Genomic DNA, 23035 nt, shown 5'->3' with positions numbered 1-23035 from the left:
GAAGACTTAATTGCTATGCTAATCAAACAAATAGCTAGTTATAATGATTCTTTAGCTCTGGCGCTAAAAACTTCTTTGCATAATTTTGAGTATGAAAAAGTGTTAAATTTAATATTAGCAACTATAGAAAATAAATAGGGTTTGCTGAAAAATGTGGGAAGGGTGCGAAGTATGGAAAGGGTGCAAAGGGTGGGGAGTCTGGGAAGACGGAGATAGTAGGAGCAACAATAAGAGGACGGAAAGAAATAAACTTCAGGATTTTCAGCCTCTGGTTTTCCTGCGGAATGCTGCGCAAACAGCCTGAGATGCTGATAACTGAAAAACTTCTTGGCCTTCCTAAAATCCTATTTCTTGGGAACCTTACTTTTTGGTAGCTTTAGCAGAACTTTTACGGTTCCCGATAAATCGAGCCTTGAAAAATGCTATAATCTTTATCTGTAAATACTTTTAGAGTAAGCATTCAGATATTGGAGTTGCATTATTCTTGATTTTGTGCATAATTAGTGTTTGCCAACCAAAAACTGTATCTAAAAATACTAACAGGACTGACGCCAAGGCACTAGATATGAACTATCGGTGCGTTTCGCTACGGGATATGTCAAGCGTATCTCGTAACGCATCCTACGGATAGCTTTCATGGCTTTAGTCCTAACTGAATAATTTATAAATGAGACTAAAAAATCTATGGAAAGGCAGAAGTATATGATTATTTGTCAACCCCAACACCTGGATAGCTGCTTCAATTCTAAATTCTAGATTGTGAATTATTTTGAGATTTCCATATGCAAGCCCTAAATAGTAAACATGAATTATACTCAAGACCAAATTATTATTATTGATGATACCCCAGCTAATTTACATGTACTTAGCAGTCTATTAAAGGAAAATGGCTATCTAGTCCGAGCATTTCCTAGTGGAAAATTGGCTCTAGCATTTATGGAAAAATTTTCTCCCAGTTTGATTTTGCTAGATATTAAAATGCCAAACATGGATGGGTACGAAGTTTGTCAAAATCTCAAAGCTAACAAATTGACTGCCGATATTCCCGTGATTTTTATTAGTGCTTTAGATGAAGTAATGGATAAGATTAAAGCTTTTACTGTGGGAGGGGTGGATTATATTACGAAACCATTTCAAGCAGAGGAAGTTTTAGCTCGCATTTCTACTCATTTAGAACTCAGTCACCTGAAAAAAATGCTGAAACAAGAAAATTATCTGCAAGCTCAACAACTAGCAGAACAAAATAGACAACTCCAGCGGGTGAATCAGGAATTAGAAAAAGCTAATCAGGAATTGAATGAAAAATACGATGAACTAAAACAAGCTCAACTTACGATTATTCAAAGTGAAAAAATGTCAGCTTTGGGAAATTTATTAGCAAATATTGCTCATGATATTAATAATCCAGTTGGTTTTCTTTCTGGTAATATTCAACCTGCTTTAGATTATGTTAATGATTTATTTAGATTACTAGATTTAGTTGAGAAAGAATCTCCTAATTTGAGGGCAATTAAGGAAGAAATAGAAGAGATAGATCTTGATTATATTCGGGAAGATTTCCCAAAATTAATTAATTCAATGGAGGTGGGAGTCAAACAACTTCAAGATATTAGTATTAGCTTAAGAACTTTCTCTCGTACAGATACGAAACATCCAGTTTTGTACAATATTCACGATGGAATTGATAGTACTATTACGATTCTTAAATATCGCCTCAAAACTCACCAAGATTATCCAGAAATTAATATTATTAAAAACTATGCACATTTGCCTCCCATAGATTGTTATGCTGGACAGTTAAACCAGGTATTTATGAATATTTTAAGTAATGCTATTGATGCTATCGAAGAGGCAAATAAAGAGGGAGCACGTAAAGAAATTGTCAATCAAATCAGAATCGAAACAGAGTTTTCAGTTGATAAAAAACAGGTAATAATTCATATTGCAGATAATGGTATTGGCATGAGTCAGGAAGTGAAAGAGAAAGTTTTTGAGCAAGGATTTACCACAAAAGTAGTAGGTAAAGGAACTGGTTTAGGAATGGCGATCGCTCGTAACATTGTAGTCGAAAAACACAAAGGCAGCTTAACTTGTAATTCTCAGTTAGGGAAAGGAACTGAGTTTATCATTTCTCTACCTGTAAGTAAAGAAAAATAGCTATTACATTCCTACTCATCAATAAATTTTGATATAACTGACAAGTTATTTTAATTCTATTTTTAGTATTAGACTAGAGTTATAAAAAAGTCTTAGAATTAATTAGCTATAAATATAAATATAACTATAACATCTTTAAATAATTACCCAACAATTAATAATTAAATAATTAAATAATTCGCCCCTTGAAGCCTCCCCTTTAAAGGAAAAAAATTATTTTTTCCTTTGATTCAATCCTCTTTTCTTTTAAGGAAAGGTAATTATCCATTATTGAAAAATCCCAGGTTTTTTAATCACTGAATTTAGTTTATAAATTAGGCATTTAGGTTGACCTTATTTTATTCCTCAAGATGGAATCCGGTGTAATAATTAATAATTAGGGTTGGCTGATTAAATATGAAATATTTTCAAGATAAAGATTTCAACCTTTTTAGGTTTGGAAGTTGAACAAATAGTTTATTGATACTTCCGTAGAAAAGACTTTTTTTCATTAAAAATATAACTGATCATTCCGCCAAAATGCTCTAACTAATTTAATTTCATCAAAACTATAACGCTCTTGTAAATACTGATAAATAGGTGTTAATGTTTCATCCCCTATTTCTTCTATTGCAGCAATAATTTTTTCTTGATGTTCTAGTTTTATTAACCTATCAATATCTACTGGTTGTTCCTTTTCTATTAACTCAGCTAAATGACTAGCAATAGTGCTAGTTTTCAATCCTCTTTCATTAGCAATAGCATCAATACTTAATCCTTTTTTGTACAATTCCAATGTTTCCATCTGTGTCATAGAAGGAACATTATCTACAACTTTTGCTAACTCTCGAACAGGTTCCGAATTAGCAGGTAAACCATACTCTACACAATAATTTCTAATCACCTCAATAAACTGTTTACCATACTTATCTCGCTTCCGAGTACCCACCCCAGAAATATTAATAAATTCATCTAAAGTTTGAGGGCGTTTCTGTGCCATATCTCGTAAATTAGAATCGTGAAAAACCACATAAGGCGGCACCATTTGTTCATCAGCAATTTTTTTCCGCAATACCCGTAACTCTCCTAATAATCTTAGTTCATCTGCTGCTAAAGAAGTAGTAGTTTTCTCAATTTGATGTTTCTTGTCTATAGCAATTTCTACCTTAATTTTTCTACCCATTACCTCCCAACTATTTTGATTAAGTTTCAACACCGAATAACCATCAGTTGTTTCCTCCATTAAACCTTGATGTAAAAGAGACCTGGCTAAATTTTTCCATTCTTCAACACTCTTATCTTTACCAATACCATAAGTAGAAAGTTTATCATGTTTTTTATCTAAAACTTTCTGACTTTTAGAACCTCTTAAAACATCAATAATATGAGTCATGCCAAACCTTTCTTTAGTCCTCGCCACACAAGACAAAAACTTCATCGCTTCAATCGTCCAATCTTCAATTGGTTTAGGATATTTACAATTATCACAATTCCCACAATTTCCCGGAAATTCTTCCCCAAAATAACCTAATAAAATGCGATGACGACATTCACTAGCTTCCGAATAATTAATAATTCTTCTTAACTGTTGTTCAGCAATTCTTTGTTCTTGTTCATCAACCTTTTGACCGATTAAATATTCAATACTTTTTTTATCACCATAACTAAAAAATAAAATACATTGAGCAGCTTCTCCATCTCGACCAGACCTACCAGTTTCTTGATAATAACCTTCTATATTTTTAGGTAAATCGTAGTGAATTACAAACCGCACATCCGGTTTATTAATTCCCATTCCAAAAGCCACAGTTGCCACAATTACATCAATATCATCCCTAATAAATTTCGTTTGATTCATAGTTCTTTCTTCATCACTCATACCAGCATGATAAGGCAAAGCAGATACTTGATTTTGCCGTAAATTATAAGCAATTTCATCAACCTTTTTGCGGCTATTACAATAGACTATTCCGGAGCCACCAATTGTTCTAATTATTTGCAAAGTTTCCGCAAAAGTATTTTTTTGATTGGTTTTTTGACGCACTTCATAATATAAATTAGAACGGAAAAAACTAGCAACATGAATATAGGGTTTTTGTAAATTTAATTGAGTAATAATATCCTCTCGAACTCGTTTGGTAGCTGTAGCAGTTAAAGCCATCATTGGTACATCTGAATAAGTTTCTCTTAGCAATTTTAACTGTCGATATTCTGGGCGAAAATCGTGACCCCATTCAGAAACACAATGAGCTTCATCTATAGCAAAAGTAGAGATACCTTGTTGGGAATTAATTAATTCTAAAAATGGGAAAAATCTCTCTGATAATAATCTCTCTGGCGCTACATATAAAAGCTTGATTTTTCCCTGCATAATATCTGTTTCTCGCCTCCTAGTTTCAGTTAACCCTAAAGTGCTATTTAAAAATGTGGCAGCAATACCATTATCTTGTAAAGATTCTACTTGGTCTTGCATTAAAGAAATCAGGGGAGAAACTACTATTGTTAACCCTGATTTAAGTAATGCTGGTAGTTGGAAACATAAAGATTTTCCCCCACCAGTAGGCATGATAATTAACAAATCTTTTTGTTGAAGTGCTGTTTCAATAATTTGTTTTTGTCCGGGACGAAATGAATCATAACCAAAGTAATTTTTGAGATATTGTTCTAAAGATGGTTGAGTAAATTCTAATTGGTTTGGCACTGACATAAGTTATAGCACTAGAGAACAAGGAACAGGAAACAACAGACTATCAAAATTTTCAGGATTTTTATAAATCCTAACCTTTGCTTCGACTGCTATATAATTAATTTAATATACCAATCCTATTTTATTCCTGTCAAAAGTTTTGATCATTTATCTTATGTATGGATAATCAGTAATAAAAAAACTTTTCCCTTGCTTGGAAAGAGGGGTAGGGAAGATTTCATAAGTGCTTCTTTTATCCAAAGTGTAACTATTCAAACCCAGATGATATAAAATAGAAAGGACTTACGCAAAGAAACCCGGTTTCTACGATATATCCTTATTTTGAGCAATAGATCTCTAGGAGAAACCGGGTTTCTGGGTTCACATGGCTTTAGTCCTGATCGAAATAATCAAAATTAAAAACCATAGAAATGACATCAGAAAAAGAATCCCTAAATCAAACTATTACAAATAACTCGACAACTCCTTGGTGGTTAAAAATCTGGCAGGAGCAAAAAGAAAATATTAAAGTTCTAGCGATCGCTTTATTCTTATCTTTTTTAATCAGAATATTAATAGCAGAACCAAGATACATACCATCAGATTCAATGATGCCAACTTTAGAAGTCGGCGATCGCTTGGTAATAGAAAAAATCTCTTACAAATTTAATCCACCTGCAACAGGTGATATCATTGTTTTTCAACCACCCCAAGTCTTAGAACGCTACGGTTATTCTAAAAATCAAGCTTTTATCAAACGAGTTATAGGTTTACCAGGAGATACCATCAGAGTTGAAAACGGCATAGTATACATTAATGACGAACCTCTTACCGAAAATTATATTGCCGAACCTCCTGAATATATTTTACCAACTTCCATTAAAATTCCTGAAGATCGATATTTTGTCATGGGAGATAATCGCAACAATAGTAATGACTCCCATGTTTGGGGTTTTTTGCCTAGAAAAAATATTATAGGTAAAGCAATATTTCGTTTTTGGCCTTATGAAAGATTAGGAACAATGTAATCAAGGAATTATGCAAAGAAACCCGGTTTCTAAGAGAAACCGGGTTTCTGGGTTCGCCACTGAAATCACCATTTTTGTTGATCTAAAACAGGGGGTAAACTTAACTTAGGAAATCTGTAAAATGTGTCTCCTTGTTCATCTATTTCTAAAATAGCTGAAAATATTTTTACTTGACTTTCTAAATATCTCTGAACAATTTGAGCATCAACTTTAGCAGCAGCAGCCAATTGAATTAGAGAAATTCTACCATTTTGCAACTGTAACAATCTATAGAAAGCATCATCTAAAATACGCTGCTGCTGTTTATCATTTAACATATTAAAAACAAATGCACCTAATGCAATTCCTAATCCAGTAAATATTACAAATTCTATAATAGCCATTTAATTAATTAATAATTAATAATTAATAATTAACAATTAACAATTACCTTTTCTTAAATATACAGCAGATTCCAAGTATCTGAAGTAAAGGTATTAATAGTTAAATCTTACCAGTGCGATTTTTCGGGAACCGTGCATCCTGGTCCCGTGGATGTAACTCACCAAAGTAGAATCCGCTCTAACAAGTAGGAGGAAGTAAGAAGTAAAAATCAATCAGAAAACTTCTTTTTAATCCAAATATGAATAAGGAATAAAAGCTAGAAAAAATTATCGCCTTACTTAAAGTATAATTACAGAAATTTTCTTTATTATTTTTAACTTTTTTTCTGATAAACGCGATGGCTTAGAAGGGTTCAGCAATAAAGCCATGAACAATTAATAATTAATAATCACCCCTTCTTCAAAGAAGGGGATTGACTAATCATGAAGATTTATCCCCAATTCTTGGTCTGGCTTCCAGACCTGAATTGTTGAATGAATAATTATTAACTATCAACTTTTAATTATTAATCATTAATTATTAACTATTAATTATTCGGTAAAAGTTCTCTTCTAAACCTAGAAAAAACCTACTTCTACTGATAGCCAAATCCTGAATGCTGAATGCTACTTTAAGCTTCAGGTTCCACTAAATTTTCTAATCCAGCTACTACCTTAGCAGAAATAATTTTGTCTCCTTTTCTTAATTTTTCCAAAACCTTTTTCCCTTCGACCACATAACCAAACACAGTATAACGACCATCCAATAAATTTACTCCAGCAGGGGTTAGTTCTGATTGGAATAGGAAAAAGAAAAATTGAGAAGAACCACCATCATTTACAGCTTCAGGTCGAGCCATAGCCACTGTACCATAAGCAGAAAAAGGTAGAACAGGTTGTTCCCGAAAACGACCAATTTCTTCTAAAGTAAAACTATATATTGGTTCCTCATCCCCCTTAACCAAAATTTCTAATGGAATATTACGGTATTCACCACTATCCGGGTCAATAAAACCAACTTCTGGGCCAGGAGGGTCTCCCGCTTGCAAAACATAAGACTCTTCTGAGCGAGTAAACTCTAGGCCATCATAAAAACCCCTCTGAACCAAATCTACAAAATTACCTGCTGTCACAGGGGCACTATAACCATCAACAACTAAAGTCAAAAAACCTTGTTCCGTTTCCATCTCAATCGTAGCCCGACCTTTTAGTTGTGGTAAATGAGAGAACTCTGAGGGGACTTCAAAGGGAAAACCTTCTACCATCAACTGTTCAAGCTCACCTACTAATGCTAATAGTTCTGCCCGTTGCTCCAATACCTGTTCCCCATCTTTAGCTTCGGCAACTTCTCTAATATTAATAATGCCTTTATCCAGTTTAGCAATTATGGCCTCTGCTTCAGATTGTTTTGATTCAGGCACACTAGCTAATAATTTAGACTTACTAATACTGATAACTCTCGATGCAGCCCCAATATCACTAACAATAGAAGTCCAACGTTTACCCCGAAGTCTATTAGAAATATCCTCTAGACTACTTTGTATTTTACGCACAGATTCATTTTCTATTGGTAGAGCATACCTTAACAAAGCCCTACCATCAGTAATAGGATCCCCTTGGGGCAAACGACTTTCACGAGTTGTATCACCACCAAAGTTCCACCAAGCACCACTAACTCCAATAGACAAACTGAACAGTAAGAGTGCTAGGACTCCAGTTTTTAGCAGGCGTTTACAAATTTTAATTACAAAATTTTGCAGATTGAACATATTTCTAAATTTTTATTTCCTTAACTAATATTACATTGCTGTCCACAGTCTTAGTTAAGTCAAAAGTCAAAATTAAGAAGTCATAAGTTTTTGATATAGCAATGTGCGCACTTAATATTTACAAATTGCAGGAGGTGTCCAAGCAGCTCAAAGCTTTATATTATAGGCAATTTATTCTCCCAGTTAAGTGTTCCCTCCATACCTGTTCCCTGAGTGCAGCGCTATACCAACAAATATTTGCTCCTCAATCAAAAACTTCTTCAGATATTTATTTATAGAGAGTATTGTAGGATGTCTAATGTTAAGTTCTAATTGAAATAATTAAAAATTACCAATGGATAATTGATAATTAACCCCAAAGGTTTACAACTTCTTGTTGACAATTGATAATTAGACATAGTATTCATTATCCACTAGGCATTATCAATTAAGTAAGATTTCCTTATTTTCAATGCTGTTATGTTTTGAAACAAAGGTAGTTATCCATTATTCTTTATCCATTATTAATTAATGAAGGTGTTATATGATTTCTAGTAATGATTTTCGTCCTGGCGTAAGTATAGAATTAGATGGTTCAGTTTGGCGAGTAGTAGAATTTCTGCACGTTAAACCAGGTAAAGGTTCTGCTTTTGTCAGAACCAAGCTCAAAAATGCACAAAATGGTAGTGTTGTGGAACGAACTTTTAGAGCTGGAGAAACAGTCCCTCAAGCTACTTTGGACAAAAGAGTAATGCAGCATACCTATAAAGATGCTGACCAATTTGTATTTATGGATATGGAAACTTATGAAGAGGCCAGTCTAAGTGCCGAACAAATTGGAGAACGAGTTAAATACCTCAATGAGGGTATGGAGGTCAATGTTATTAAATGGGGCGAACAAGTAATAGACGTGGAACTACCAAACTCGGTAGTATTAGAAATAATCGAAACTGACCCTGGTGTTAAAGGAGATACTGCTACTGGTGGTAGTAAACCTGCTACTGTGGAAACAGGCGCTCAAATTATGGTCCCCTTATTCATATCCAAAGGAGAACGAATTAAAATAGATACTCGTAATGACTCTTACTTGGGTAGAGAGAAAGACTAACTGTAGAACAATTATTAAGTAGGGTTTGTTGAAAAAAGTAGATTTTGGGGAGGATGGGAAGTTTGGGGAGGATGAAATCCACCTCTAACCCATCCCAGGAGGGGAAGAAACAGAAAGTAGAAGGAATAATTGTTCCTTGATTTTTTTATCCTTGGTTTGCTGAAAATCCTAATTTATTTATGTTAAGTGAAACTTTTTTATCACTTTCTCATATACTTAAACATTAATAAACTTGATATTTTTATTCAAAACAAATTTACTTTAACAACAATTAACTGGGGATATACCAACTGTGCAATTAGATTTACATCAACTTCAGGAACTACTAACAGCAATAGACCAAACTAATATTTCAGAGTTCACTTTAAAAAGTGGAGATATAGAATTAGTGGTCCGCAAAGGAACTTCACTTAGCGATCGCCCCACATTATCTTCTCCTGATCAGAGCTATGCTATTTCTGAATTAGTTTCTCCTATTTTAGTCCCACCCGAAACAACTACTACACCAAAAACCACTGAAGTTACTTCAGGAGCTCCACCTACAAATGCAAATAAATTTGAAGAAATTTTGTCCCCAGTTGTTGGTACTTTTTACCGCGCTCCTGCTCCTGATGAACCAGCTTTTGTAGAAGTGGGTGATCGAATCACTTCTGGCCAAGTTGTTTGTATTATTGAAGCGATGAAAGTAATGAATGAGATTGAAGCAGAGGTCTCTGGACAAATAGTGGAAATTTTAATTAAAAATGGAGAACCTGTAGAATACAATCAGCCTTTAATGTTAGTTAGTCCCAACTAAAGTTAATCATCATGCCACAATTAATTGAACAGCCTACTCGGATTGAATCTACTGGTAATAAACCTAAGCAAATTGATGAGTATATTGGTCTTGTAAATACTCAAACTAATGCTATTAGTGTTGCTCAAATGCTTTCTCCTAGTGGTTGGATGGAACCAGGTCAAAGGCCAGAATTTGATGAATTTACTCTGGTACTTAAAGGTACTTTATGTGTTGAATATGAAGATGGACAATTAGAAGTTAATGCTGGCCAAGCAATAATAGCTCATAAAGGAGAATGGGTAAAATATAGTACACCTGGTGCAGAAGGAGCAGAATATATCGCTATTTGTTTGCCTGCTTTTGCCCCGGATAGTGTCAATAGAGATTCTGAATAAATAGCAAGAAAAAAGAAACAGGGTTTGTCGTTTAACCCTGTAGTGGTCGATTCACTAGGAATAACTAGGGTTTGTTGATTGATCGGGAACCCTAAAAGTCTTTTAGTCCCAGGGAGGAGTCAGAATCCAGAATCCAGGAGGAATGGGAATTATAGAAGAATCTTCCCTTCACTTTTTAACCTTTTCTTGCTCAAAATCTTAGGGCATATCATCAATTAAATAAGTTGACAAAAAAGCTATTCTCTGTTAAGTAAAAATGCCGATCACGGTTGGGTAGGTTCAAATATAGCGATCGCATACCTGAAATTGTGCGCTAGGTAGGGGCGGGTTTCTCCGTAGGGACGTTGCATAGTCGGTACAATGAACGATTGTCAAAAGTCTAGTTAGACAAACCCGCCCCCCAATGATGTAATGAACAGTTTGAGCTTTGTCAGTCCACTACTTTTGTTGATCAAGCTTCTAACATCTAATTGATGACACACCCTAGAATGCATGATTTTTCACCGATTTATTGGGAACTGTACCGTACCATTACCACCTAAAAGCTGGTACTTTATTAGTACCTAAAAAGAGTACTTTATCTATCAAGACTTTGATATTTCCATAAGCAAGCCCTAACTAGGCTTTCAGGTTTTTGAGTAAGTTTAGTTAAGCGGTTGATGAACAGTAGACTTTAGTATGATGGAACTTTCTCTTTCTTTCCTACTCCCTACTTACTTAATTTAAGGGAAAATCTTGTTGAAAAATTTGCCTAGTTATAGGTTGAGATACTTCTAATCCGTCACCACCTAAAATTTCCAAAGGTGTGCCCCCGACAAAAATCCAAACATTTGCATTTTGGTCTAAACTAGAGGCAGTATAGATGATTTGTCCTAAACGCCCCATCATGGAAGCACTGCCACCTCCAGAAGTAAACTCTTTGGATAAATCAATGTAAACTCCATTATCTTCTACAGTTAATGCCTGAACTTTGGTTCCTTCAGGTATGGCACTCACAAAATCTGCACTTTCTGGTCCAGATAATAAACGTTCAAAAGCAGCCGTTAAAATAGCTTCTGGTTCATCTACTGCTGTTATATTTACTCCAGAGGAAACTAAACTAATCTCTCCACTACTATCGTTAACCCAGTATAGTTCCACAGTCTTTTCTGTAACTGCTTTAGGCTCTTGTTGGCCAGGTAAAGGAAGTTTTTCGGAATTTGGAGATTCAGGTGTCACAGGAGTTAGACTAGGTAGAGTCTCATCGGGTGACTTTTGAGTGGAAGGGGTTGTAGGAGTTAGAGAATTGTTAGAAGTGTTTGTGGTAGACGAACGTAAGTTAGTCCATACGGCGATACCACCACCTACCACCACTGCCAATGCACAGACACTGGCCACTATACCAACAGATAATTTATTAGTTTGATTTTGTTCTTTCATTTTGACCATCCTTGAGAATTAGGGGTTAATGGTGGTGAGGAGCTGAGTTTTAACTTTCTCTTAGGTTAACTATGTTACTTCTAATTGATTTATAAATAGAGTCAATATTTATTATAAATCAAAATTTTATCCTCAAACCAAAGTATGGTATTGTTTCTCAAAAACCGGAAAATTATCAACTATGTCCTTTGGTATTTATACCCTTGCTAATGATACTGTTTACGATTAATTTGTGGCCTTGTTAAATAGTATAGAAAAAAATATTGGTACTCATATACCTATCTGCGTAATTCCCTATCTATAAATGATCAACTGAGTAAAGTTAAATCTGAGATTCAGTCTCGTCCCCATGTTACCTTATTCAGTAACTTATCAGTAATTCAACAGTGGGATGATTTTATTAATGATGTTTGGGAGGCACATCCAAGAGCTAAAGACCCTAAGTATACGAGGCCAGGTTGGTACAAGGGTTTTGTTCATCGTAAGTTTGCAGCGTTTGAAGGAGACTTTGAACGTTTTGTTTTTTTTGATGCTGATAGCTTGGCAATGAAACCTATTGATGATGTATTTGAACCCCTCGATCAGACTGATCTGGTATTTAATGACTGGGAACATGCTAAACGGGGAGATAAAACAGAGGTAATACCAGAAAAGTTAGCAGAAAAATTAAACTGTTCCGTGGCTGATATTTATCCTCAATTTCATTGTGACAGTTTTTTTATGGGCTTTTTAATGGAGAAGTTTTAGCTAGACTCAAAAATTTTCTTATTAATGAGCAGGGTATTGAATGTGTCCGAGACCGTTGTTGGTGGTCTTCATCAGGACTTTTTAGCGTGATGACAATTAAAGAAAATTGCAGTTTTTTTCATTTTACCCAAAGTGAGAATGGACAAGAACGCACAGGTAATTGTGCTGATGCCGATCCCTATCTAAAATAATAAGTAATCTGAATAATCTACAACCGCAAACTACCCAAGATATCAAAAATTATCTACACAAAGCACTTAATAATATTCCAGACTTTGATAATTGTACATTACTTGACTATCCTTCTGATCCTAATATTGGAGATCATCTAATTTGTTTGGTTAGGTAGTATTTTATATATTCTCAAACATCGCCAGGCTAATATTGATTATGTTTCTAGTGTTGGTAATGGCTTCTCTGAAAGTGATTTTTTAAATCGCTCTAAAGGAGGACCAATTTTATTAAATGGTGGTGGAAATTTTGGTGATATTTGGCCAGCTCTGCAAAAATTTCGGGAAAAAATTATCAAACAATATAGAGATAGATCGATTGTTATTCTGCCTCAAACAATTTACTATTCTAGTGAAGAAGCTTTAGCACAATCAGCTAAAGTGCTGAATGATCATCCTGATTTAACCATTTTTGTCAGAGATGATAGGAGTTTTGCTATTGCCCAGGAAGCTTTTTTCAAATGTAAAGTTTATAAAGCTCCCGATATGGCTTTTCAAATGGTTGATTTACCTAATATAAATCTTAATCCTGATCGTTCAAATCGGACACTTTATTTGTCTAGAAAGGATGTAGAGATGAACCAGAAGTTTAAATCAAAAAATATTCTGGTTGAGAATTTAGATGTAGATGATTGGATATCTTTTAATTGGATGAGTAAACTTCCCAAAGATTGGATTTATATTCCAGGTCTTGTCCGTCTGATTAGAGAAGGTTGGCAAAGAGGGTTGAAAACTCCCCAAGAATGGGCTTCTCGTCAAGGATGGCAATGGTTACATCCTGATTCATTTATGTTTAATCAAGTGCATCGTCCTGAGTTACATCGCAAATCTTGGGGATATATGCACAGTGGTATTTATCAACTCCAAGGCTATAATTTGGTTATTACTAATCGTCTTCATGTGCATATTTTATGTTTAATTTTGAATATTCCTCATGGTTTGTTACCTGGTTCTTATTATAAAATACCTGCTTTTTATAATACTTGGACATCGGAAATTCCTTTCTGTCATCTTATTGAGGATGCAAATGAGATACCTGATGCTATAAAAAAGTTAACTTTGCTAATAGGTAGAAAAACATAATTTTTTTTCTTTTCTTGGTTGGTTATAGTGGATTTTATCCATGAATAGAGAGAATTTATACCTTAATTTTTGGGTGCATCTCATATTTGCAAAAATACTTTTTTCCTATTTCCTAAAAGCAATAAATTTTTCTGTTAAAAATGAAAACCATTGCTGAAATTTATTAGTCAAAAAAAACAGCAATGGTTAACCAGATAAAAATCAAAGTTGCATTTTTCCAGACAGAAAAAATTATGTTAAAGCTTTCTCAATTAAATCTTTTAAAGTAGATAATACTTCCTCTACCAAAATTTCTTGAGATTGATGAGTTGCTCTTTCTACAAGTTCAACTTTGCCAGATTTTAGCGATCGCCCAGTAACTATTCGATAGGGGATACCAATTAAATCTGCATCTTTAAATTTAAGACCTGCTCGCTCATCTCGGTCATCTATAATAGTCTCTATTCCCGCCGCATTTAATTCTTGATAGAGATTTTCTGCGACTTCTTTTTGTTTAGCATCTTTAATGTTAGGAATACAGATAATTACATGATAGGGAGCGATCGCTACAGGCCAAATTATCCCATCTTTATCATAAGATTGTTCTACTGCTGCTTGAGCTAAACGAGAAACTCCTACACCGTAACATCCCATCACTAATGGAACTTCCTCACCTTGCTCATTAGTATAGGTTGCCCCCATAGCTTTAGAGTATTTTGTCCCTAACTGGAATATATGACCCACCTCAATACCTCTAGCAGTTTCCAGAATTTGATTAGGGTCATGTATTGCGCGATCGCCTTTTTTAGCTGTTCGTACATCTACCACCAACTCTGGCAAAGTATATTCCTGTCCCCAATTTGCCCCCACAATATGATAGCCATATTCATTACTACCAGTCGCGAAATTTGTCAAGTCTACTGCTGTTTTATCGACTATTCGTAGGAACTTGGGACTAACATCTTGACTAGAACCAATATAATCATCAGACAAATCTGGAGCAATATAACCCAAAGGTAAAGACTTAGCTGCCCATTTCTCTTGAGCTTCCACATCTGGTACAGTTAAAGCCAAAACAGTATTTGCCTCATAACTTCCAGCCAACTTAGTCAACTCATTCACCAACTTCACATCATTAACATCTTGGTCTCCCCGAATATTTATCAATACCAAAACAGTCATCCCATTATCATAAACTGCTTGATACAAAACATTTTTAACTACATTAGTTGCAGAACATTTGAGAAACTTACACATTTTTTCAATAGTTGCCGTATCAGGAGTCTCTAATTTCTGATAAGTATCAAAAGGTGAAGCTTCTACATCAACAGGCAATGAAATAGCCTTTTCCACATTAGCAGCATATTTACCATCTTCGGTATAAAGAATTTCATCCTCACCAGCATCGGCCAAAACCATAAATTCTTGGGAACCAGAACCACCAATAGCCCCAGAGTCAGCATCAACCGCCCGAAATTGTAACCCACTACGACTTAACATATTTCGGTAAGCTCGATCCATATCCTGATAAGTCTTTTTCAGACATTCCTCATTAGCATGAAACGAATAACCATCCTTCATAATAAATTCCCGACCCCGCATTAAACCAAAACGAGGGCGAATTTCATCCCGGAATTTACTTTGAAGTTGATAGAGATGTACAGGTAATTGCCGATAAGAACGAATCATATCTTTAGCAACAGTAGTTATAACCTCTTCGTGAGTTGGACCTAATCCTAATTCTCGATTTTGACGGTCAACGAGAGAAAACATGATACCCTCAGCTTGGGTATAAGTATCCCAACGTCCAGACTCTTTCCACAGTTCAGCAGGTTGGAGCTGGGGGAGCAAACATTCTTGGGCACCAGTAGCATCCATTTCTTCACGGACAATTTTGGAGACTTTATTAAGAACTCGCCACATTAAAGGAAGATATGCGTAGATACCACTACCAATACGACGGATATATCCAGCACGGATGAGGAGTTTATGGCTAGGTATTTCTGCTTCAGCAGGGTCATCTCGTAGGGTGGCTAATAACATTTGAGAGAGTCGCATGGTTGCTCCTTGTGAATTAATGGATAATTGATAATGGATAATTGATAATTACCTCATCCCTTTTAGGGCTATGCTTTATAAACATCATTTCTTAACATAATACTTGGCAAAATAGCCAAGTTATGCTTTAGCCTTGGGTGGGCTTTTTCTGGAGAAAAGTATATTTTTCAATACACTTTTTTGAGAAGTCTAGACAAAATTCTTACTTCCCACCCTCCCACAAAGTTTTCAGGAGTTCCTTATTATAAGGGATAGCTAAAAGGAAAAAATTTATTTTCTTCCTGTTGAAAGGGGAGGTTAATAAAGCTGAATTATTTAACTATATAATTATTAACTTTTTGGTAAAAATAATAATTATTTCAGATCAGGTAGGATATCTGCTCATGATTCAGTAAAGTCAAAAGTTAACGACTTGTATTTATATCCTTCCTGCCTCCCTTTGAAAGGGGCGAGCTAAAGAAAAGTCCCCCTTTGAAAGGGGGATTTAGGGGGATTGTAAATATACCTAATCAGTATGGGAATTGCTGCTATAGTTTTCATTATCTATTGTGTATTATTCATTATTCATTATTCATTATTCATTAATAAAAGATGGTATATTTGCTTTCAATAAAGTTAATTTTAACCAAAAGATTATGTATCAGTCAGCAGTTAAGTCACAATTTCCACTTGTGACAGTGGGTGCTTTAGTTAAGGGACCTTCTGGTCGAATATTAATTGTGGAGACGACAAAATGGAGAGGTACATGGGGAGTACCTGGGGGAAAGGTTGACTGGGGAGAAAGTTTAGAAACTGCTGTAGCGCGGGAGTTTATGGAAGAGGTGGGGTTAAAGTTAAATGACATTCGCTTTGCTATGTTCCATGAGGCAATACTTGACCCCCAATTTTATAAGGAAGCTCATTTTATTATGGTGAATTATTGGGCAAAATCTGAAGGGGAGGATGTTGTGCCGAATGAGGAAATTGTCCGATGGGAGTGGGTGACTCCTGAAAATGCTTTTAATTATTCTTTGAATAGTTATACTCGCATACTTATTGAAAAGTATCTGGAGAATTTTAAGGTTAATGTTTAGCTAAAGATGGAAGAAAAAAGACAAAAAAGACATTTTTTATAGAGAAGAATAATGACATAGAAATGAGGAAAACTTTATAGATAAACTTCGTAAAATTAGAAGCATAATATTACTTTCCCTTTTGACCGAAAAATGATGGAAAAAATCAACTTCAGTATTTCCAATCTTCTACTTCAGTAGGAGGCACTGATAAGTGATAACTGAAATGACTGGGTGGCTTAATCACCTTGAGGAGATTTAACTATTAGAGCGCATATTTTTTCGTATTGTTTTTTACTAGAACAATATTTTTTAGGAATCAAGAAATTTGGGTGATATAATATCATAGTTGCTAATTTTTAATTGGTCAAAGTAAGTTCTATCAAAACTGCATAATTATGATGAAAATTTCTCCCAATATTCAGAAGTTTTTCCCTTGGTTAAAAAGATTAAAAGTTGTCATCCTGCTATTATTCTTTTTACTAATTCCGACATCGGTTTTCGCTCAAGAAAAAAATCGGATGCAATTACGTATTGAGTTCGATATTAATAGTAAAGGAAAGCCAACTAATTTAGAAGTTATTGAAAGTAGTGGGAATGAAAAATTCGATAAGGCAACTTTAAAGGCGTTGGAAAAAATGAACTTTGAGTCATCGGAAGATGAGCGAAAGGGAATATCGGCTGATATAAATATTGAATTAAATGGATTAAATTCTTATGTTTATCCACCAGAGGTAGTTAAAGCATTTGTTGATGGTTGTAACAACAGAAAAAAGCAAGAAAAGTTTTGTGTTTGCATGATCGAAGAAGCTCAAAAACAATATCCCTTGGGAGATTTTTTAGAAATTTCTTTTGAGATATCTAGAGGTACTATTTCTCCTCGAAGTAAAGAACTTTTTCAAAACCTTTTATCTTCTTGTATCACTAGATTTCCCGTGGAACAATTTTTACCATAAAATAAAGGAAGGAGTTAGAAGGAAGGAGTTAGAAGGAAGAAGCTAGAAGGAAGAATTAAAATATATATAGCATTTTCTAGGTTGATGAGTTACATCTATTTCCTATTCCTTAAAACCTAGAATTTTCTACCTCACAAATATGGGAATTGCTATAGTCTATAAATAGATAGCTTATAGTAATTTTAAGGAAGAAGGCAGAAGGCAGAAGGCAGAAGGTAGAAGTAAAATATATATAGCATTTTCATAGATAGCTTATAGTAGTTTTTAGGTCAATTAACTATATTAAAAGAGATAATTTTTCTAGTTACCTTCTCTATAAATCTTTATTCTTCTTGACTCTTAACTACTCCCTAATCCTTGCCAGGCGCAAAAAGACTTTCCATAAGCAAATCTTACTTAAATTCAAAGAGTAAAAATAAAATGCCTTACAGCGATTTTACATTACCCAAAATCCAACAAGAATTTTCTTTAATTTTTAAGGAAAAAGTCGATTTTTTTGCTAATATTTCTGAAGTGCAACCAAGCGAATTTTTAAAACAAATATTACAAAATAACTTACCATTAGCTTTAGCAATTAATACAGAAAAAGCCCGTTCAGAAATGATTATTGCCCCAATTTTAATAGAATTAAGAAAAATACTGAATAATCAAATTAGCCTCTTTTCAGGAACAGAATTTAATGTCGATCCTGCTAGAGGATTAAACGGTACTTGTGATTTTCTCATTAGTCTCGCTCCAGAACAACTATTTATAAAATCTCCCGTTTTTGCTATTGTTGAAGCCAAAAAAGAAAACTTAAACGGTGGGTTAGGGCAATGTCTGGCAGAAATGATTGCCGGACAAATATTTAATCAACAACAAGGCAATCAAATTTCTATTATTTACGGGGTTGTTACTACGGGAAATATTTGGAAATTCTTACAGTTAGAAAATACAGAAGTTCACATCGATCTAACAGAATATGTTGTTAATAACTTGGAGAAAATTTTAGGAATTTTATCTCTAGGAATTAATAGATATCTTCAGAAGAGTGTAGGGAGTAGGGAGTAGACTAAATAATTGATGATTTATATAGGATAATTGTTCTTATTCTGTATTTTTGAATTAGTGTATAAAATACTGATAACTAAACTTCGCTTTGGTCAATTCAAAAGTCAAAATTTATGCATTCAAAATTCATAAATAAGAATTTTTAAGTTGAAATTAATAAGTTAATTATTCAACTTTTTTTGCTAGTAACTATGGATTGAGCTAGAATTTTAATGACTTGTTCGCATTCATATAAAAGCTTGGCTATTCTTTCAGATTCTATCATCTCAGTTTCAATAAGTAATCTTAACCAATATCGGGTTTCTCTTGCTTCTTTGAGAGATATTTCTTACTTACTAATAAAATTTTTGGTACTCTGAGCTGACTGTGATTCTGCTAGATTAGCTCCTATTGATTTTCCAGACCTAAATAATTGATTAGCTAGTAATCTGGCTGTTCCTGGTTGCTGGTCTAAAAGAGGTAATTCTAACTGCAAATTCAAAAGTTCTCTCAGTAATAGGTATATAATTTTTCATTTATTTGACTTTTAACTTTTAACTTAAAAATTCTTAATGCATGACTTTTGAATTGAAATGATTTTGACTTTTAACTTAAAAATTATCACTTTTGAATTGAATAATTCTTACTTTTGAATGTATGAATGCATGACTTTTGAACAGGACTTAGGCAAATACACTAGATATAGAGTATCGGTGCGTTACGAGATACGCTTTTCATGTCGCGTAGCAAAACGCACCCTACGGATAGCGTTAATGCCTAAGTCCTATTGAATTAAAATGATTTTGACTTTTGAATTTTAAAATGACTGAACCTTGCGCTGGATATACTCTACCTGTATTCGCTGGTGCTGCTGCTGTAGCTGCTCTCCATTGGATACGTCAAAATATTCTCTCTTTATCTACCGTATCTATTCATTTACTCGAACCAGCAGAAATTGTTGATATTCCTATCGAACAAGTAGCTTTACTAAAAAGTAATACTGCTTTAGCTATTACCCGTTCTGACCCTGGTAATAATCTTGACCTAACTCGCAATACTCCGATTTGGGCTGTGGTAGAATTGAATACAATTTTTCCGACTGAAGCTTCAGAACAAATTGTCATAATAGGTGGAGTAGGAATTGGATATAATATTCATTCTGGGGAAGCAGCTATTTATAGTTATGCGCGACGACTACTCCAAGAAAATCTGAAACCTTTGCTCAACCCAAATGAACAAATTCAAGTCACTATTATTTTACCAGAAGGTCAGCAGTTAGCGACTCGGACTTCTAATTCTGCTTTTGGTATAGTTGAAGGTCTTTCTCTTTTGGGAACTACTGGAGTTTCTCAACCTCTGAGTTTACCTGGACAACTTGAAGTTTACCAAGCAGAATTACAACAAAAGGCAGTTCAGTTTCATACTTTGGTGTTTTGTGTGGGGGAAAATGGTTTAGATATAGCTAGGAAAATGGGAATACCATCACAGCAGACTGTCAAAACCGCTAACTGGTTAGGTCCAATGTTGGTAGGTGCCACTGTTGCTGAAGTTGAGTCTATATTATTATTAGGTTATCATGGCAAATTAATTAAATTAGCTGGGGGAATCTTTCATACTCATCACCATCTAGCTGACGGACGATTAGAAATTTTGACTGCTCATTGTGCAAATTTAGGTTTGCCTACTTCTGTGTTACAAGAAATTTTTGCCTGTACTACTGCCGAGAATGCTTTGAAACTGCTGCGGAACTTAGAAATAAATGATGAAAATGACTGGGTGAATAGAGTTTATGGAGCGATCGCTAGGAAAATTGACCAACGTTGCCAAGATTATATTTTTAATCATAGTCAAAAACAAGTCCAAGTAGGTTCGATGCTTTTTGACCGCGATCGGAAGATATTCTGTAAATCTAAAATTGCAGATACAATTTTTGCCAAAGTTTGCTAACCTAGTCAGAATATCCTTAGCTAGAGGTAGGGAGTAGGGAGTAGGGAGTAGGGAGTAGGGAGTAGGGACGTTGCATGCAACGTCCTTACAGAATATGGGGAGTTATAAAAAGAGGTAGTTATAATAACCACTTAATTTTTCTGCTATAGTCACTCTAAAATTCTTAATTTTTCAGCTTTATTAACCAAAAAGCTGGTACTTTTCCCAGACCTAAAGTTTCCCAAACCTGTGTAAGTCCTATATATGTCTCCTATAAACCCGGTCTCTTATAACATTTCCGTTGCCAACGGATTTGATATTATTTCTCAGGTTATCAGCAATTTATAGTATATAAGCTTTTGCTCAAATAAAGAAAAACTTGGCTTGATTTCCCAGGGTGGAAAAACAAATTTTCCTCACTATCAAGCTATTGAATATGCCGATAAACAAAAGCTGACAACTCAAAACTAAGGAAAATCAATTTTGTCCGTCTAACATATTATCACATTAATCGTGACTCTAACAACACAAACAGAAAAAAAATCAGAATCTCTCACTCAGTTTAACCGACAAATGATCGTGATTCTGGACTTTGGTTCTCAATATTCAGAACTCATCGCTCGTCGAATCCGGGAAACTCAAGTATATTCAGAAGTTATTTCCTACCAAACAACTGCGGAAAAATTGACAGCTCTAAACCCCAAAGGAATTATTCTTTCTGGAGGACCGAACTCAGTCTACGATGAAGGGGCACCTCATTGCGATCCCGAAATTTGGCATTTAGGAATACCAATTTTGGGTGTGTGCTACGGTATGCAGTTGATGGTACAACAGCTCGGTGGAGAAGTCAAACGTGCTGAACTTGCTGAATATGGTAAAGCATCCCTATCAATAGATGACCCTACAGATTTGCTGACGAATGTGGAAGAAGGCACAACTATGTGGATGAGTCATGGAGATTCTGTTAGCAAAATGCCTTCTGGTTTTGAAATATTAGCTCATACAAATAATACTCCTTGTGCAGCGATCGCTGACCATGACAAAAAGCTCTATGGTACTCAGTTTCACCCAGAGGTAGTTCACTCTATTGGTGGTCAAGCTTTGATTAGAAATTTTGTCTACCATATTTGTCAGTGTGAACCAACTTGGACGACAGAAGCGTTTGTGGAAGAAGCTATTCGAGAAATTAGCGCTCAAGTTGGGGATAAACGAGTATTATTAGCATTGTCTGGAGGAGTGGATTCTTCAACTTTAGCATTTTTGCTCCATAAAGCGATCGGCGATAAATTAACTTGTATGTTTATCGATCAAGGATTTATGCGGAAGTATGAACCAGAAAATTTGGTAAAATTATTTAATGAATCTTTTCATATATCAGTTGAATATGTGAATGCTCGCGATCGCTTCCTGGAAAAACTTACAGGAGTCACCGATCCAGAACAAAAACGGAAATTAATCGGTCACGAGTTTATCCAAGTATTTGAGGAAGAGTCAAAACGTTTAGGACCTTTTGATTATCTTGCTCAAGGTACTCTGTATCCAGACGTGATTGAATCTGCTAATACCAATATTGACCCCAAAACCGGGGAGCGAGTAGCGGTAAAAATCAAGAGTCATCACAATGTTGGGGGTTTGCCCAAAGATTTGAGATTTAAGTTAGTCGAACCTCTGCGCAAACTATTCAAGGATGAAGTCAGAAAAGTTGGGCGTTCCATTGGTTTACCAGAAGAAATTGTGCGACGACATCCTTTTCCTGGTCCGGGATTAGCGATTCGGATTTTAGGAGAAGTTACAAGTGAACGGTTGAAAATATTACGGGATGCTGACTTTGTGCTGCGGGATGAAATTAAAAAGCAAGGTATGTATCACGATTTTTGGCAAGCGTTTGCGGTGTTGTTACCTGTTCGCAGTGTGGGGGTAATGGGAGATCAACGTACTTATGCTTACCCTATTGTTTTGCGGTTTGTTTCCAGTGAAGATGGAATGACTGCTGACTGGTCTCGTGTTCCTTACGATTTGTTGGAAACTATTTCTAACCGCATTGTGAATGAGGTTAAGGGAGTTAACCGGGTGGTTTATGATGTTACTTCTAAACCTCCTGGAACTATTGAATGGGAATAACAAATGTAGGTTGGGTTAAGCGATCGCGAACCCAACAACCAGGATTTGGGAATCAGATTTTATTGTTGCTTTGATGTTGGGTTGAGGTACGAAACCCAACCTAAAACTACTAAGGGGGCGGGTTTATATAAACCTTAGAGTAACCATGAAAATTCTAGTTAAAACCCGCCCCTACCCCGTGGAACATTGCTTCT

General features: G+C 35.0%; 17 protein-coding genes and 1 pseudogene. 12 read left to right on the top strand and 6 right to left on the bottom strand.

The window, feature by feature from the left end; genetic code table 11:
* Positions 1 to 804: 804 nt before the first annotated feature.
* Complete coding sequence (locus VKJ25_RS13620) at positions 805 to 2157, top strand: hybrid sensor histidine kinase/response regulator (protein ID WP_324237171.1); 1353 nt, start codon at positions 805 to 807, stop codon at positions 2155 to 2157.
* Positions 2158 to 2647: 490 nt separating this feature from the next.
* On the opposite strand, the gene recQ is transcribed toward VKJ25_RS13620, so the two are convergent.
* A complete protein-coding gene (gene recQ, locus VKJ25_RS13615) occupies positions 2648 to 4843 on the bottom strand; it encodes a DNA helicase RecQ (RefSeq protein WP_324237170.1) in 2196 nt (731 codons plus the stop codon).
* 410 nt (positions 4844 to 5253) lie between these two features.
* Here recQ and lepB point away from each other — a divergent pair, with 410 nt between their 5' ends.
* Positions 5254 to 5850, top strand: a complete 597-nt coding sequence (gene lepB / locus VKJ25_RS13610; RefSeq protein WP_324237169.1) for a signal peptidase I — start codon at positions 5254 to 5256, stop codon at positions 5848 to 5850.
* Positions 5851 to 5915: 65 nt separating this feature from the next.
* On the opposite strand, the gene VKJ25_RS13605 is transcribed toward lepB, so the two are convergent.
* Together VKJ25_RS13605 and VKJ25_RS13600 are read right to left on the bottom strand one after the other, a co-directional pair.
* Entirely contained in the window at positions 5916 to 6233 is a 318-nt protein-coding gene (locus tag VKJ25_RS13605) for a hypothetical protein (RefSeq protein WP_324237168.1), read from the bottom strand.
* A 611-nt stretch (positions 6234 to 6844) separates the two neighbouring features.
* Positions 6845 to 7981: a peptidylprolyl isomerase gene (locus tag VKJ25_RS13600; protein ID WP_324237167.1), complete on the bottom strand. Its 1137-nt coding sequence runs from the start codon at positions 7979 to 7981 to the stop codon at positions 6845 to 6847.
* Between the two features lie 523 nt (positions 7982 to 8504).
* On the opposite strand from VKJ25_RS13600, the gene efp reads away from it, so the two are divergent.
* From efp to VKJ25_RS13585, 3 genes are all read left to right on the top strand, one after another.
* The gene (efp, locus tag VKJ25_RS13595) at positions 8505 to 9068 is read left to right on the top strand and encodes an elongation factor P (protein WP_324237166.1); all 564 of its coding nucleotides are present in this window, start codon (positions 8505 to 8507) and stop codon (positions 9066 to 9068) included.
* A gap of 292 nt (positions 9069 to 9360) precedes the next feature.
* Positions 9361 to 9864 (top strand): acetyl-CoA carboxylase biotin carboxyl carrier protein, encoded by a 504-nt coding sequence (gene accB / locus VKJ25_RS13590; protein WP_324237165.1) that lies wholly within the window; start codon positions 9361 to 9363, stop codon positions 9862 to 9864.
* Between the two features lie 11 nt (positions 9865 to 9875).
* Positions 9876 to 10241, top strand: coding sequence for a cupin domain-containing protein (locus tag VKJ25_RS13585; RefSeq protein ID WP_324237164.1), 366 nt, complete (start codon positions 9876 to 9878; stop codon positions 10239 to 10241).
* Positions 10242 to 10958: 717 nt separating this feature from the next.
* Here the strand turns inward: VKJ25_RS13585 and VKJ25_RS13580 are convergent.
* On the bottom strand, positions 10959 to 11660 hold the full coding sequence (locus VKJ25_RS13580; RefSeq protein WP_324237163.1) for a GerMN domain-containing protein: 702 nt from the start codon (positions 11658 to 11660) through the stop codon (positions 10959 to 10961).
* Between the two features lie 546 nt (positions 11661 to 12206).
* Here VKJ25_RS13580 and VKJ25_RS13575 point away from each other — a divergent pair.
* A complete protein-coding gene (locus tag VKJ25_RS13575; protein WP_324237162.1) occupies positions 12207 to 12407 on the top strand; it encodes a hypothetical protein in 201 nt (66 codons plus the stop codon).
* 350 nt (positions 12408 to 12757) lie between these two features.
* The gene (locus VKJ25_RS13570; RefSeq protein ID WP_324237173.1) at positions 12758 to 13720 is read left to right on the top strand and encodes a polysaccharide pyruvyl transferase family protein; all 963 of its coding nucleotides are present in this window, start codon (positions 12758 to 12760) and stop codon (positions 13718 to 13720) included.
* A 231-nt stretch (positions 13721 to 13951) separates the two neighbouring features.
* On the opposite strand, the gene proS is transcribed toward VKJ25_RS13570, so the two are convergent.
* The gene (gene proS, locus VKJ25_RS13565; RefSeq protein ID WP_324237161.1) at positions 13952 to 15757 is read right to left on the bottom strand and encodes a proline--tRNA ligase; all 1806 of its coding nucleotides are present in this window, start codon (positions 15755 to 15757) and stop codon (positions 13952 to 13954) included.
* Positions 15758 to 16392: 635 nt separating this feature from the next.
* Here proS and VKJ25_RS13560 point away from each other — a divergent pair.
* From VKJ25_RS13560 to VKJ25_RS13550, 3 genes are all read left to right on the top strand, one after another.
* Entirely contained in the window at positions 16393 to 16830 is a 438-nt protein-coding gene (locus VKJ25_RS13560) for an NUDIX domain-containing protein (RefSeq protein ID WP_324237160.1), read from the top strand.
* Positions 16831 to 17207: 377 nt separating this feature from the next.
* Positions 17208 to 17765, top strand: coding sequence for an energy transducer TonB (locus tag VKJ25_RS13555; protein WP_324237159.1), 558 nt, complete (start codon positions 17208 to 17210; stop codon positions 17763 to 17765).
* A gap of 420 nt (positions 17766 to 18185) precedes the next feature.
* Entirely contained in the window at positions 18186 to 18815 is a 630-nt protein-coding gene (locus tag VKJ25_RS13550; RefSeq protein ID WP_324237158.1) for a hypothetical protein, read from the top strand.
* Between the two features lie 169 nt (positions 18816 to 18984).
* On the opposite strand, the pseudogene VKJ25_RS13545 reads toward VKJ25_RS13550, so the two are convergent.
* Positions 18985 to 19290 (bottom strand): annotated as a pseudogene (locus VKJ25_RS13545) (four helix bundle protein).
* A gap of 326 nt (positions 19291 to 19616) precedes the next feature.
* On the opposite strand from VKJ25_RS13545, the gene cbiD reads away from it, so the two are divergent.
* Positions 19617 to 20741, top strand: a complete 1125-nt coding sequence (cbiD, locus tag VKJ25_RS13540) for a cobalt-precorrin-5B (C(1))-methyltransferase CbiD (protein WP_324237157.1) — start codon at positions 19617 to 19619, stop codon at positions 20739 to 20741.
* 552 nt (positions 20742 to 21293) lie between these two features.
* Entirely contained in the window at positions 21294 to 22841 is a 1548-nt protein-coding gene (gene guaA, locus VKJ25_RS13535) for a glutamine-hydrolyzing GMP synthase (RefSeq protein WP_324237172.1), read from the top strand.
* Positions 22842 to 23035: the final 194 nt, after the last annotated feature.

Source organism: Okeania sp. (assembly GCF_035285525.1).
GTDB lineage: Bacteria > Cyanobacteriota > Cyanobacteriia > Cyanobacteriales > Microcoleaceae > Trichodesmium.
Note: the sequence above shows the minus strand (reverse complement) of the source record. Positions and strands in the feature narration are given on the sequence as shown.

Excerpts from the sequence above, each read along its gene's own strand:
- VKJ25_RS13600 (WP_324237167.1), bottom strand. The coding sequence starts at position 7,981 with ATGTTCAATCTGCAAAATTTTGTAATTAAAATTTGTAAACGCCTGCTA.
- VKJ25_RS13620 (WP_324237171.1), top strand. The coding sequence starts at position 805 with ATGAATTATACTCAAGACCAAATTATTATTATTGATGATACCCCAGCT.
- VKJ25_RS13580 (WP_324237163.1), bottom strand. The coding sequence starts at position 11,660 with ATGAAAGAACAAAATCAAACTAATAAATTATCTGTTGGTATAGTGGCC.
- recQ (WP_324237170.1), bottom strand. The coding sequence starts at position 4,843 with ATGTCAGTGCCAAACCAATTAGAATTTACTCAACCATCTTTAGAACAA.
- VKJ25_RS13605 (WP_324237168.1), bottom strand. The coding sequence starts at position 6,233 with ATGGCTATTATAGAATTTGTAATATTTACTGGATTAGGAATTGCATTA.
- proS (WP_324237161.1), bottom strand. The coding sequence starts at position 15,757 with ATGCGACTCTCTCAAATGTTATTAGCCACCCTACGAGATGACCCTGCT.
- cbiD (WP_324237157.1), top strand. The coding sequence starts at position 19,617 with ATGACTGAACCTTGCGCTGGATATACTCTACCTGTATTCGCTGGTGCT.
- VKJ25_RS13575 (WP_324237162.1), top strand. The coding sequence starts at position 12,207 with ATGAAACCTATTGATGATGTATTTGAACCCCTCGATCAGACTGATCTG.
- efp (WP_324237166.1), top strand. The coding sequence starts at position 8,505 with ATGATTTCTAGTAATGATTTTCGTCCTGGCGTAAGTATAGAATTAGAT.
- lepB (WP_324237169.1), top strand. The coding sequence starts at position 5,254 with ATGACATCAGAAAAAGAATCCCTAAATCAAACTATTACAAATAACTCG.
- VKJ25_RS13550 (WP_324237158.1), top strand. The coding sequence starts at position 18,186 with ATGCCTTACAGCGATTTTACATTACCCAAAATCCAACAAGAATTTTCT.
- VKJ25_RS13555 (WP_324237159.1), top strand. The coding sequence starts at position 17,208 with ATGATGAAAATTTCTCCCAATATTCAGAAGTTTTTCCCTTGGTTAAAA.
- guaA (WP_324237172.1), top strand. The coding sequence starts at position 21,294 with ATGATCGTGATTCTGGACTTTGGTTCTCAATATTCAGAACTCATCGCT.
- VKJ25_RS13560 (WP_324237160.1), top strand. The coding sequence starts at position 16,393 with ATGTATCAGTCAGCAGTTAAGTCACAATTTCCACTTGTGACAGTGGGT.
- VKJ25_RS13585 (WP_324237164.1), top strand. The coding sequence starts at position 9,876 with ATGCCACAATTAATTGAACAGCCTACTCGGATTGAATCTACTGGTAAT.